This window comes from Pseudomonas costantinii (genome assembly GCF_001870435.1).
Classification (GTDB): domain Bacteria; phylum Pseudomonadota; class Gammaproteobacteria; order Pseudomonadales; family Pseudomonadaceae; genus Aquipseudomonas; species Aquipseudomonas costantinii.
Genome location: NZ_MDDR01000036.1, coordinates 90,243 through 102,860, shown reverse-complemented (window position 1 = coordinate 102,860; position 12,618 = coordinate 90,243). Strand labels below are relative to the sequence as shown.

At 57.5% G+C, this 12,618-nt stretch carries 13 protein-coding genes; 4 read left to right on the top strand and 9 right to left on the bottom strand.

Features of this window, described 5'->3' with window-relative positions:
- Positions 1–144 precede the first annotated feature (144 nt).
- Positions 145–648: a DUF6622 family protein gene (locus BFL40_RS20685; protein WP_071485675.1), complete on the top strand. Its 504-nt coding sequence runs from the start codon at positions 145–147 to the stop codon at positions 646–648.
- Between the two features lie 70 nt (positions 649–718).
- Complete coding sequence (locus BFL40_RS20680) at positions 719–1,426, top strand: hypothetical protein (RefSeq protein ID WP_071485674.1); 708 nt, start codon at positions 719–721, stop codon at positions 1,424–1,426.
- Between the two features lie 47 nt (positions 1,427–1,473).
- Here BFL40_RS20680 and BFL40_RS20675 read toward each other — a convergent pair whose 3' ends face one another.
- The 4 genes from BFL40_RS20675 to glyA all read right to left on the bottom strand — a co-directional run bounded on the left by BFL40_RS20675 (position 1,474) and on the right by glyA (position 6,135).
- Positions 1,474–2,673, bottom strand: a complete 1,200-nt coding sequence (locus tag BFL40_RS20675) for an MFS transporter (protein ID WP_174555576.1) — start codon at positions 2,671–2,673, stop codon at positions 1,474–1,476.
- Between the two features lie 148 nt (positions 2,674–2,821).
- Entirely contained in the window at positions 2,822–3,523 is a 702-nt protein-coding gene (locus tag BFL40_RS20670; RefSeq protein WP_071485673.1) for a helix-turn-helix transcriptional regulator, read from the bottom strand.
- A 67-nt stretch (positions 3,524–3,590) separates the two neighbouring features.
- Complete coding sequence (ptaA, locus tag BFL40_RS20665) at positions 3,591–4,682, bottom strand: pyoverdine biosynthesis transaminase PtaA (RefSeq protein WP_071485672.1); 1,092 nt, start codon at positions 4,680–4,682, stop codon at positions 3,591–3,593.
- Positions 4,683–4,779: 97 nt separating this feature from the next.
- The gene (gene glyA, locus BFL40_RS20660) at positions 4,780–6,135 is read right to left on the bottom strand and encodes a serine hydroxymethyltransferase (RefSeq protein ID WP_071485671.1); all 1,356 of its coding nucleotides are present in this window, start codon (positions 6,133–6,135) and stop codon (positions 4,780–4,782) included.
- 279 nt (positions 6,136–6,414) lie between these two features.
- On the opposite strand from glyA, the gene BFL40_RS20655 reads away from it, so the two are divergent.
- Together BFL40_RS20655 and BFL40_RS20650 are read left to right on the top strand one after the other, a co-directional pair.
- Positions 6,415–7,020, top strand: a complete 606-nt coding sequence (locus tag BFL40_RS20655; RefSeq protein WP_083374563.1) for a helix-turn-helix transcriptional regulator — start codon at positions 6,415–6,417, stop codon at positions 7,018–7,020.
- Entirely contained in the window at positions 7,007–7,885 is an 879-nt protein-coding gene (locus tag BFL40_RS20650) for a queuosine precursor transporter (RefSeq protein WP_071485670.1), read from the top strand. The genes BFL40_RS20655 and BFL40_RS20650 overlap by 14 nt, the downstream gene beginning before the upstream one ends.
- A gap of 42 nt (positions 7,886–7,927) precedes the next feature.
- Here BFL40_RS20650 and queC read toward each other — a convergent pair whose 3' ends face one another.
- The 5 genes from queC to cyoB form a co-directional block, all read right to left on the bottom strand.
- Positions 7,928–8,626 (bottom strand): 7-cyano-7-deazaguanine synthase QueC, encoded by a 699-nt coding sequence (gene queC, locus BFL40_RS20645; RefSeq protein ID WP_071485669.1) that lies wholly within the window; start codon positions 8,624–8,626, stop codon positions 7,928–7,930.
- A gap of 102 nt (positions 8,627–8,728) precedes the next feature.
- Positions 8,729–9,616, bottom strand: a complete 888-nt coding sequence (cyoE, locus tag BFL40_RS20640) for a heme o synthase (protein ID WP_017135069.1) — start codon at positions 9,614–9,616, stop codon at positions 8,729–8,731.
- Between the two features lie 11 nt (positions 9,617–9,627).
- Entirely contained in the window at positions 9,628–9,969 is a 342-nt protein-coding gene (gene cyoD / locus BFL40_RS20635; protein ID WP_010206434.1) for a cytochrome o ubiquinol oxidase subunit IV, read from the bottom strand.
- Entirely contained in the window at positions 9,969–10,595 is a 627-nt protein-coding gene (locus BFL40_RS20630; RefSeq protein ID WP_056858318.1) for a cytochrome o ubiquinol oxidase subunit III, read from the bottom strand. Before BFL40_RS20630 ends, cyoD begins: the two co-directional genes overlap by 1 nt.
- A gap of 3 nt (positions 10,596–10,598) precedes the next feature.
- Positions 10,599–12,617 (bottom strand): cytochrome o ubiquinol oxidase subunit I, encoded by a 2,019-nt coding sequence (cyoB, locus tag BFL40_RS20625; RefSeq protein WP_071485668.1) that lies wholly within the window; start codon positions 12,615–12,617, stop codon positions 10,599–10,601.
- Position 12,618 lies beyond the last annotated feature (1 nt).

Below are 12,618 nucleotides of genomic sequence, written 5' to 3'. Positions count from 1 at the left end.
CGTTTTTATGGGTCCATCAGGCCTCTGTGTTGTAGCGGATATTTCGGCTGACCATGTTGATGTGGGTCAGCGTCAAATCGATGGACAAACGTGTGAAAGCTCGCTGATTATCCACCGCCTACCCACACCGCACGGACGCATCCCATGCTCGATATCCTCCAGGGCACGCCTCTCTGGGTTTACGCCATTTACCTGTGGATTTGTTACTACGGCATCAAGGCCTGTTGGGGCGGCCGCGAAAATCGACGGTCGTTGATGATTCTGCCGGTGGTCTTGGTGGTGTGGTCGCTGATGTCGCTGGCGCCTTCAATACTGTCGAGCAGCGCTTGGGTGGGCGGTGCTGTGGCGGGCAGCCTGCTGGGGATGTTGCTGTTCAGCGCCGACGGCGCCCTGCTCGATGCCAATGGCGAAACCCTGGTAGTGCCGGGCACGTGGAAAACCCTGCTGATCTCGCAGCTGTTTTTCGCGGTGAAGTATTACTTCGGCTACCAGCAGGCCGTGCACCCGCTGCTGTTGAGCACGCCAGAGATGCTGATGGCGGTCGGCGGTGTCTCGGGGTTTACCGTTGGTCTGTTCTGCGGACGGGCCGTACGGCTGCAGCGGGCGCTGAACGCTTTGCGCCGCGATAAGGGCATTGTGCTGCCTTGACCTGACTCCCCTCCCCGCTGAAAATGCGCGACGCTTTTTTGTTCCCGTTTACTGAAGTAGTGAAATTTCAATGTCCGATTCCTACACCACTGAAGAATCCGTAGTCGCCTTGCAATCCAAAGCTGAATACGAAAACGCCATCAATCTTTCACAGCATGTGCCAGCGGCCAAGATCATCAGCGAGATGGTGCTGGACGCGTTCCACACCTCCAAGGAAAGCGACCAGATCCGCGAACTGCGCCTCGCCATCCGTCAGGCCCACGACGCCTTTGACGACGACAAGGCCTACGACCTGATGGGCCAGCTCAAGCAATTGAAAGACGCCGAGGCTGCCGACAACATCGCCCTGGAAGACCTCAGCAGCAAGTTTTCGATCAGCCGCATCCTGTCCAGCTTCAAGGACGACCCGGAGTTTCAGGAGCTGGTCTACGGCCTGGCCCTCAAGGTGCTGAACCAGAGCCACCAGGCCATCAGCAACCCAAGCGCCGGCAAGAGCAAGGCCGCACGCGCCAAGAAAGATGCCGAAGTGTTTGTGATCAGCAAAGATGGCATCAGCGTCACCCTGCCACTGCGCACGCCGCGCTCCAAGCTGAACGTTGACCGTGAGGCATTTGAGTTCCTGGGTTTTGCGTTTGTGGGTGAAGGCAGCGAAGCCGAACTGGAAAGCGAAACCTTCTTCGACAACAGCGGCGTAGAGCAACCGGTCACGCGCAAAAGCATTGTGACGGCCCTGCAACAGCAGAGTGCCTTTGACGGTTACGCCATCACCGCTCAATAAGCGCCTGATGCAATGAGGCGCGCGCAATGCGTCGCGCCTTGTACCGTTCATGCCTCTTTGTTCCATAAAACCGCCGAGCTTTTCATCACGCCAACGGCGATCGCGAACAGCAGCAAGACAAACCCTGCCAGCCACCACGGCGACGGCAACGATGGCCGGGACATCAGCATGAACGCCAGCGACGGCGCGAGCATCACGCCGATATTGACGCCCGCCGAGTAATAACCCAGGTTACGGTCCACCGTATCGCGGCTGGAAATACTGCTGACGTAGTGGGTAATGCCCGGGAATATGATCATCTCGCCCAGACTCCACAGCACCGTGGCCAGCATCAATATCGCACCCACCTGGCCGAACCCCATCAGGAAGAACCCGACACCGGCCAATAAAAAGCCCGCCACCAGTGAGCGGCTACTCGAGAGATGTGCCATACGCAGGTTGATCGGCACTTCGAACACAATCACCAGCAAAGCGTTGATGAAAAAGATGATGCCCACGTAATACGCCGGCAGCTGGGTGTAGTTGATGATGTACGCCGACAGAAAGGTCGGCGGCAGTGCGTAAGCCACGTGCACCGGCAATGCCGCCAACAGGATCACCAGCAGCCGCGAGCGCTCGTGGAGTGCAGCCTCAGGCAAGCCGTCACCTTTGCCGGCGGCTGGAGCCTCTTGCGCGACGGTCCGTGCGCGCCCAAAGCGCAGGCACGTTGCGAAGGCCACCAGCGACAACGCCGCATTGATGTAGAACACCGCATCGGCGTGTTTCAGGAACACCAGGCTGCCCAACAACGGCCCGATGGCCATGCCGATATTGATCGCCAACCGGTTGCAGGAAAACGCTACTTTGCGCCTTTCCAGCGTGCTATTCGCCACCGTCTCGGAAAACGTCGCCGGCGTGAACGCTTCGTAACAGGCACCCCAGAGAAACGACAGCACGAAGAGCGCAAGCGTGTTATTCACCGAGGGGATGATCAGCAACAGCAAGGCATTGAGCAGCAATGAGCCGAGAATGACCCGGTTGGCCGAGAAACGCTTGATCACCACACCGATGAGCAGGTCCGTGCACAAAGCGCCCGCGCCATACACCCCCACCAGCGCGCCAGCGGTGCCCGGCGACACGGCGTGCTGGTGAATCAGGTACGCCGCGTAGAAGGGAAACGCCAGAGTGCCCATGCGGAACACCAGCGTGATAATGAACAGCGACTGCAGCCGACCGTTCAGGCTGCGTAATGCGTGATAGGTGCCCATCAGTTGGGCACGCTGTAACAGTGACGGTTCATGAGGGTGTCCCTTCGCAATGGCGACGCCGGTGTATCCGGTGCCAAACTCAATAGCAGGGGAACGTAAAGCACCACTCACCGGCCAACAAGCTGCCCATTTGGATAGGTGCTCAGAATTAGGGGTGGCGGATGTAGCCCAGTTGCAGGGCTTTGCGGATTGCCGACTTGCCGTTACTGACCTCCAGCTTGGCGAAGATATTTTTCATATGAAACTTGACCGTGTGCGAGGTCATCGAGGTCAACAACGCCACTTCACTATACGTCTTACCCAGGCTGGACCAGGACAACACTTCGGTTTCGCGGGGCGTCAGTACCGTGTTCTGCTCTGCCGGTACACGGCTTTCCAGGGCCTCGTCGTAGACTGAGACCAGCAGCATCTGCAGTTCACTCTGGTTAGCCAGCACCGTCTCGCGAAATTGTTTTTCTTCGCCAAAACTGCACAAGTTGAGTACCGAATAAAACCCCTGGTTGCCATGCACGATGAAACTCGCCCCCTCACCCACCGGCTTGCACGGGCCCGGCACCGGCACTGCTTCGTGAGCTAGGACAAGCAGGTTTTCATCACTCCAGAAAAACGGTTTGATGCGCTTGCGAGTCAGGGACACCAACTCGCCACGCCGATAGAAATCATCGGCGGTGTCGGACGGTTCCAGCGCATTGGGGTAATTGGAAATAATCTCGGCTTCATCCAGCGTCGGCCCGCACTGGTAAACCTCGAAATGCCCCAGGCCACGGCGGCTCAGTTCAGCATCGAGTAATTGACGCACATCGTCGGGCGCCAAGGGTGTGTTTATATCGGGCAGGCCATCGCGTCGCATGGGTATCGTCCTTGATCCTTAAACTAGCGCGAGAATGAAGCATGCCCTACGGGCCTGTCCAGACCGCCTAAGCGTTCATCACCTGCGCCGCGAACACTTCACGAAAGCGTTGCATCTCCTGCTGGGTGCCCACCGTCACCCGCACCCACTGTGGCCAGTTTTTCCAGACCCGCCCGACCATCACGTTCTGTGCAGCGAGCCGCTTGATGACCTGCTCTGCGGACTGCTTCACGTCGATCATGAAGCAGTTGCTGCGCGACGCCGTGCAGGTAAAGCCACGGGACTTGAGCCAAGCCACGGTTTCCTCGCGCAACTGGGCATTGAGCGCCTTGCGTTGTGGCAGCAGCTTGACGTCTTCCAGGCTTGCCCGGGCGCCGAGCAAGGAGGAGGCTGCCGGCACGTTGTCACCGCCGAACACCGCCAACCGCTCCAGCAACGCTGAGTGGCCGATCGCCAAGCCCAGGCGCGCGCCGGCCATGCCGTAGATTTTCGAAAAAGTGCGCAGCACCAGCACGTCGTCATGGTCCTTGACCCAGCTCACGCAACTGGGCGCATCGGAGAAATCGATGTAAGCCTCATCCACCACCAGCACACTGCCTTTGGGTTTGTTCGCCAGCGCTTGGCGGATCGCCTCGGTGGGTGTCAGGGTGCCGGTAGGGTTGTTGGGGTTGCACAGATACAGCATGCCCGCCTGGGGATCCGCGGCGAGCATGGCTGGCACATCATGGGCATGTTGGGCATCGAGGTTCACTTCGTGCACCGATGCCTTACGCGACTCGGCAGCCTGGCGCGGCAGTTCGTAGGACGGCGTGGCCATGACCAGGCTGCGGGCTTCGCTGGTGAACGCCAACACGGCGTAGCGCAGAGCAGCCATGGAGCCGGCAAACACGGCCACATGCTCTTGCTCGATGCCTTGCTGCTGAGCAAACAACGCGGCCAACGCGTACATGTCCGGGTAGGGATAACGCCCGGACGTCGCGATCCCACGCTGCATCGCCTCACGGGCAGCACCAGAGGGGCCGTAGGGGCTTTCGTTGTAGTTGAGTAACACTTTGTCAGACGTTGTCGGCAGCGGGCTGGCAGCCGCCCAGTCCAAGTGCCCGAGTACCGGCAGGGCCGCACCCATGGCGAGAAGGGAACGACGACTAACGCTAACCATGGTAACGACTCCTCGTAGAAGGGTGATGGATTCGCACAGTTCGTACAGAGGAGTATGACGAGGAAAATGTCGGCTGATTTAACCGAGCACCTGGGAATCAGTTCTCCAGGTAGTCGGCGATAGGGTAGCTCGCGCACAAAGCTTCTACCTCTGAACGCAGTTGCTCACGCATCGCAGGTTCCTGCCGGTAATCCTCCTCGCCCAGCGGCGTCACGCTGTCCAGAACCCGGCAAACCAGTTCGACGACCTGGCGGCAGCCTTGGGGGTCAATCGTGCGTTGCGCCATGGAACCGGTGCCGATACACAAGCCGCTGGTGACCAATGACGATCGCGTCTCGCCCGGTACGCGATGTTTGTTCACCACGATGCCGCACCCCTCCAGCGCCGACTCCGCGATGGCGCCGGTCATGGCTCCACGCAACCTGATCAGCACCGTGTGGTTTTCACTGCGCCCACCCACCACTTCATAGTCATGCGCCTGAAAAGCACTGGCCGCTTCATCGGCAAGCGTACGAACCCGCCCCATGCAGGCGTCGAATTCCGGCGACTTCGCGTAACCCAGGGCGGCAGCTTTGGCCGCGATCATGTTGACGGCCGGCGCCCCCTGCATGCGTGGGAATACGGCTTGATCGAGGACACGGCTGAAGGTCGACTTCAGACCGGGCACCTTGGTGTTGGCATCGCGACCGGACAGAATCAGCCCGCCACGAGGACCGCCCAACTGCTTGTGCGTGCAGGTGATGGTGACATGGGCCGCGTTGATCGGGTTCGGATGGCGCCCCGTCACCACCAGACCAGCGATGTGGGAGATGTCAGCGAGCAGGATGGCGCCCGCCTCATCGGCAATCGCCCGAAACCGCTCGAAATCCACAACCCGCGAGTAAGCCGACGTGCCACAGATGATGACGCGCGGGCGGTGCGCAAGAGCCAGGCTGCGCACCTGCTCGTAATCGATGAGGCCTTCGGCGGTGGTGCCGTAGCGGATGGCTTTGTAATAGGCACCCGTGAGAACAGCCGGGCTGCCGAGGGTGAGATCACCGCCATGGTCGTGGGCCATGCCCAGCAAGGTATCCCCAGGTTCAAGCAGCGCTGAAAGCACTTGGGAAATCGCGTTGGATGCCGAGTGAGACTGCACGCCTGCGTAGTGGGCGTCGAACAGTTCTCGCGCCCTGCGGATGGCCAGGGCTTCGACCAGATCGACGTTCTCGCAGCCGGTACGATGGCGTTTGCCTGGCATGCCTTCGGCGGTCACGTTGACCAACGCGGAGGCGCAAGCCACCAAGGTACGAGGCTTGACTGCACTGGAGGAGGAAACCAGAGAGAGGGTGCGGTGCTGTCGGGTAACTTCAGCATCCAGGATGCTCGCGAGCTCGAAGTCCTCTGCTCGCAGATCCGCCAGGCCACGACGCAGCAGGTCGGCCTGGTCTTTCAGTTGTACGGTATTGACTGCCATCAGTGCGGTTCCCTTCCTGGGTGTTGCGTGCGAATTCATCCTGAACCGAGGTATTCAATTAAACAGGAAATTAAACATTTTCCAAATTAATTGTTCTTTTTTGCTCGCCATGGGCATGGCTGAGACGCCGACGCAGAGCATTCGGGACTTTATTGTTAGGCCCTGCGCATGCAACACTCCCGCCGCCGCGAAGCCGCAAACGCCCCACACAACGGGTGTTTCCCTCGCGTGACTGCGTGAAAAAACGGACTGTCATGACTAAACGGAAGTGGTGAGCACTTGATACACAGACGGGAAAAAACCGAGCACTTGAAGAGCAACATCAAGTACTTGATCAAAAGTCGTGGCGAAACACAGCTTTCGTTATGCAGTGCCGCCGGCCTGACCAGAACCACCATCTACAACATCCTTGAAGGCAAGGTCGTCAACGTACAGCAGTCGACCATCCGCAAGATCTCTGACTTCTTCGGCGTCTCGTACGATGAAATTGAGACGATCAATTTTGAAGCCAAGGAGATCATCGAGAGCAGTGTTTCCCCGCAAGGCAACATGAACCCAGCGGCCGTGCCGATTCTCAAGGAAAGCCTGGTCATCCAGAACCTGGATAAGCGCATTGGCGAACTGGCCACGCTTTATCCGCTGACCTACTACTTCGGCACTTCCCACAACCTGATCGGTATACGCCTGGAACAGGCGATCCCCGGTATCAATGAGCCGGGCGATTTGCTGATCGTGCAAAAAGGCTCGTCGAGCGACGATAAAGAAAAGTTGGTGTACGACACAGCCACCAAAAAAATGTTCATCACCCTTGAAGCCTGTTCCAGCTCAGACCGCCTGTGTGTGATCGGCGACATCATTGAGGAGCGCTTCAATGACAACGTATGAAGGGAGCGTTGAGAACAGCAAATACAAACTGCTGGGGTTTGAAAACGACAAGAGCCTGGCGGTCATTATGGTGATCGCCACCGGCAAGGTCATCAAGGTAAAACTGAGCGAAGTCATCAACAGCGAAATAATGGACAACCTTAATAAAATGGAAGTTAAAAACATGTACAAGAAGTTTTATTCACAGGGGGGAACACTCACGGCCTATGACATAAACGACCGCAATGAAAACTCCTGGATGATTTACATCATCCTGAACTTGCTTCTGTTCACCTTTTATATCTTCACCAGCATCGCCGCGACCAAGCCAATTTACCTGGAGTCGATGGGCATCATCGTCACGCCGGGCACGTTTCTTTACCCCCTGACCTTTTTGATCGTGGATCTGCTGAACGAACAATTCGGCCTGCGGTTGGCCAGAAGGGCCATTCTGTTTGCGTTTGCCAGTAACGCGATGATCATCATCCTGCTCTATGGCTCGACCTTCCTGCCGGGGCTGCCGGGCTGGAAACTTGATGGGCCTTACAATGACGTGATCATTCAAGTGTCCTCGGTGCTGATCGCTTCCTCGGTCTCGTTCCTGGTGTCCGAGAATATAAACTCGTACCTGCTGTGCAAAATCAAAGAACTGACCAACTCCAAATATTTGTACCTGCGTATCTTCCTGAGTACGTTCTTTGCGGTGATTATCGACAGTTTCCTGTTTTGCTTTATTGCGTTCTACGGCGCGATGCAGACCAGTGACATCCTGAGCATGATCTACGTGCAGATCGCGATCAAAGTAGGCTTTGCGTTCTTCAACATCTTGCCCGCCTACGGGGCGCGCGCGTTGTTCAAGCGCTGGATCACCGGTTCCGCTGCCTGATTCAAAAAGCGCCGATGGGTCTGCCCCATCGGCGCCGGCACTTTAGCTCAACTGCAACTTATGCTTCAGACTCTTCATGACATCCGCCTTGTTCTGCAGATAGTCATTCAAACCGCGTGCGCGCAGGTTGCACGCGTCACAGTTACCGCAGCCACTGCCGATGATCCCGTTGTAGCAGGTCAGGGTGTGGTGACGCACCAACTCCAGTTGGTTGTGGTAGTCGGCCAAGGCCCAGGTCTCGGCCTTGTTCAGCCACATGAGCGGCGTCTCCAGGCGCAGCGTGTATTCCATCCCCAGCTCAAGCGCCTTGTTCAGCGCCTTGACGAACTCATCCCGGCAATCGGGGTAGCCCGAGAAGTCGGTTTCGCACACGCCGGTGATGACGGTTTCAGCCTTCACCTGGTAGGCGTAGATCGACGCCAAGGTCAGGAACAGGATATTACGGCCCGGTACGAAGGTACTTGGCAGGCTGTCGCCTGAACTGTCCACGGTCGGCACGGGAATGTTGTCGCGTGTCAGGCTGCTGATGGCCAACTCGTTGAGCAAAGACACATCCATGACTTTGTGAACGGTGGCTCCCAACTGTTTGGCAAGCTGCTGGGCGACTTCAATTTCCGCCACATGGCGCTGGCCATAATCGAAGGTAATGCAGTGCACTTCGTCATACAGCGGCAGTGCCTGGATCAAGCAGGTGGTCGAGTCCTGCCCGCCACTGAACACCATCACGGCTTTCTTACTCATTGCGTTGCTTCCTGCAGTTGAAGAATGTGGGAATAGTTTAAAGGCCCAGCCATAAAAAACCCCGCGCTTCTTTCGAAGGCGGGGCCTTTACTGCTCAAGCACTCAGTGTGCGTAGGTCAGCAACAGCTCTTTCGGTACTTGGAAATCCAGGGACATCATCACGCTGAGCGCGGTGATGGTGAAGATCGAGAACACGAACAGCTTGCGCGCCCAGACGGTGTCATCCACCGCCTTATAGCCGGTCCAGGCCATGTACAACCAGTACATGCCCATGGCCGCGGCGACGGCGAGGTAGCTCATGCCGGCGTAGCCACTGAAGGTCAACATCAAGGTCGCCACGAGGAAGGCCAGGATGTAGAGCAGGATGTGTTTCTTGGCCACCTGGATGCCACGCTTGACCGGCAGAACCGGAATCGAGGCAGCCAGGTAGTCATTGAAGCGGAAGATCGCAATGGCGTAGGAATGCGGCATCTGCCACAGGCTGAACATCACAAGTAGCACCAGCGCAGCCATGTCGAAGCTATTGGTCACAGCCACATAACCAATCACCGGCGGCATCGCCCCCGACAGACTGCCCACCAGCGTGCCGTGAACCGACTTGCGCTTGAGGTACAGGCTGTAGAGACCGACGTAGATGACAAAGCCGATCACGGCAAACAGCGCCGCCAGCGGGTTGGCCACCTTGTACAACAATGCCACACCGGCAACACCCAGGACGGTCGCGTAGATCAGTGCCAGTTTCAGGGAGATAAGGCCCTGGACCAGCACGCGATTCTTGGTGCGCTCCATCTTCAAGTCGATGTCGCGGTCGATGCAGTTGTTGAAGACACAACCGGAAGCTACCACCAGGGACGTACCGATCATTGCAGCCAGGAAGATGGCCAGATCGACATGTCCCTTGGAGGCCAGGAAGAAACCGCCTGCCACAGAAAGCACGTTACCGAAAATGATCCCCGGTTTGGTGATTTGGATAAAGTGCTTAAGCGACATCGGGTCTTACCTCACTTCGCCATCATGAACGTATGGATGCTGAACATGATCCATATCGACAGGCCAACCAGCAGCAGGATCACAAGACCTGCGAACACAAACGCAATCACGTTATCGCGCTGCTCTTTGGAGCGATCCAGGTGCAGGAAGTACACCAGGTGAACCAGAACCTGAATCACCGCGAATGCCAGGACGATCATCAAGGTGATCGACTTCGGCAGGGTCGGGTACATCACCAGACCAAACGGGATGAGCGTCAGGATTACCGACAGGATGAAGCCGATAGCGTAAGACTTAACGCTGCCGTGGCTCGCATCATGGCTGTCATGGTCATGGGAGTGTGCATTAGCCATTACAGGGTCCCCATCAGGTAAACAACGGTGAATACGCAGATCCAGACCACGTCCAGGAAGTGCCAGAACAGGCTCAGGCAGCTCAGGCGAGTCTTGTTGGTGTTGGTCAGGCCGTGTTTATTGACCTGATACATCATCACCGCCATCCACAGCAGGCCGGCAGAAACGTGCAGACCGTGGGTGCCTACCAGCGTGAAGAACGCGGACAGGAAGCCGGAACGGTGCGGGCCGTAGCCTTCGGAGATCAGCAGGTGGAACTCGTTGATCTCCATGCCGATGAAGCCCAGGCCGAACAGGAAGGTCAGTGCCAACCAGCTCAGTACGCCTTTCTTGCTGCCCTTGTAGAAGGCCAGCATGGCGAAGCCGTAGGTGATCGAGCTGAACAACAGCAAGGCGGTTTCGCCGAGCACGTAAGGCAGTTCGAAGATGTCGTGGCCCGATGGGCCACCCGCTACGTTGTTTACCAGTACCGCGTACACCGCGAAGATCGACGCAAACAAGATGCAGTCGGTCATCAGGTAGAGCCAGAAACCGAAAACGGTCATCGGCCCCGAGTCGTGGTGATGGTCATCGTGCCCATGGTCATCGACATGGGCGTGTCCAGCATTGGTCACTAAGTTCGACATGGTTTAAGCCTGTTCCAACGAGGTTTCTACACGGTTGGCCGGGATCTTCTTCTCGGCTACCAGGCGAGCGTGTTGCTCGGCTTCGATGCGTTCGATCGTCTCGACCGGCACCATGTAGCCTTGATCATCACGCGCGGCGTGAATGATGAAGTAACCGATGGTGCCTACCAGGCCCACGATTGCCAGCCACCAGATGTGCCAGATCATCGCGAAACCGAACACGGTCAACAGCGCACCCATCACCACGCCAGTGGCGGTGTTGTTTGGCATGTGGATCGGCTCGTAGTGCTTAGGCTTCTGGTACGCAGTACCGTCTTCCTTGGCTTCGGTGAACGCATCGATCGTGTTCGCAGTAGGGATCACGGCGAAGTTGTAGAACGGCGGAGGCGAGGAAGTCGACCATTCCAGGGTGTGGCCATTCCATGGGTCGCCGGAGTCGCAAGCGTTCTGCTTACGGTCACGGATACTCACGTACAGCTGGATCAGCTGGCAGGCGATACCGACAGCAATCATCACCGCACCGAACATGGCGACGTACAGGTACGGCACCCACTCAGGGTTGGTAGTGGCGTTCAGACGACGGGTCATGCCCATGAAGCCCAGTGCATAGAGCGGCATGAACGCGACGAAGAAGCCGGAGATCCAGAACCAGAATGCAGCCTTGCCCCAACCTTCGTGCAGCTTGAAGCCGAACGCTTTAGGGAAGTAGAAGCTGAAACCAGCGATGTAACCGAATACAGCACCACCAATGATCACGTTGTGGAAGTGAGCGATCACGAACAGGCTGTTGTGCAGTACGAAGTCAGCACCCGGGATGGCCAGCAGTACGCCGGTCATGCCGCCGATGGCGAAGGTCACCATGAAGCCCAGGGTCCACAGAACCTGGCTGGTGATACGCAGACGGCCGTGGTAGATGGTGAATAGCCAGTTGAATAGCTTCACCCCCGTCGGGATGGAAATCAGCATCGTCGCCAGGCCGAAGAAGGCGTTGACGCTTGCCCCCGAGCCCATGGTGAAGAAGTGGTGCAGCCAAACCATGAAGCCCAGCACCGAGATCGCGCCGGAGGCGTAGACCATCGAGTGGTGACCGAACAGGCGCTTGCCGGTAAAGGTCGAGATCACTTCAGAGAAGATACCGAACGCTGGCAGGATCAGGATGTACACCTCAGGGTGACCCCATGCCCAGAACAGGTTCACGTACATCATTGGATTGCCACCAAGTTCGTTGGTGAAAATGTGGAAATCCAGGTAACGGTCAAGCGACAGCAGCGCCATGGTAGCGGCCAGGATCGGGAACGAAGCCACGATCAGGACGTTTGCCCAGGTGCAGGTCCAGGTGAAGATCGGCATGTCCATCAGTTTCATGCCAGGGGCGCGCATTTTCAGAACGGTGGCCAGGAAGTTGACCCCCGTTAGCGTCGTCCCGAGTCCTGATAACTGTAGCGCCCAGATGTAGTAGTCCACACCCACGCCCGGACTGTACTGAATGCCCGACAGTGGCGGATACGCAACCCAACCGGTCTTGGCGAATTCGCCGACGCCCAGGGACAGGTTGATCAGCACAACGCCGGACACCAGCAGCCAGAAGCTCAGGGAGTTCAGGAACGGGTAGGCAACGTCACGCGCACCGATCTGCAGCGGCAAGGCAAGGTTCATCAGGCCGGTGAAGAATGGCATCGCCATGAAGATGATCATGATCACACCGTGAGCGGTGAAGATCTGGTCATAGTGTTCAGGCGGCAGGTAGCCAGGCGAACCCTCGGTGGCCATGGCCAACTGGGTACGCATCATGATGGCGTCGGCAAAACCACGCAGCAGCATGACCATGGCAACGATGACGTACATGACACCGATTTTCTTGTGGTCGACAGACGTCAACCACTCGGTCCACAGGTAGGTCCATTTCTTGTAATACGTAATTGCTGCAAACAGTGCCAGACCACCCAGCGCGATCATGGCGATGGTCACCATTACGATCGGCTCGTGGAACGGGACCGCATCCCAACTTAATTTACCAAACATC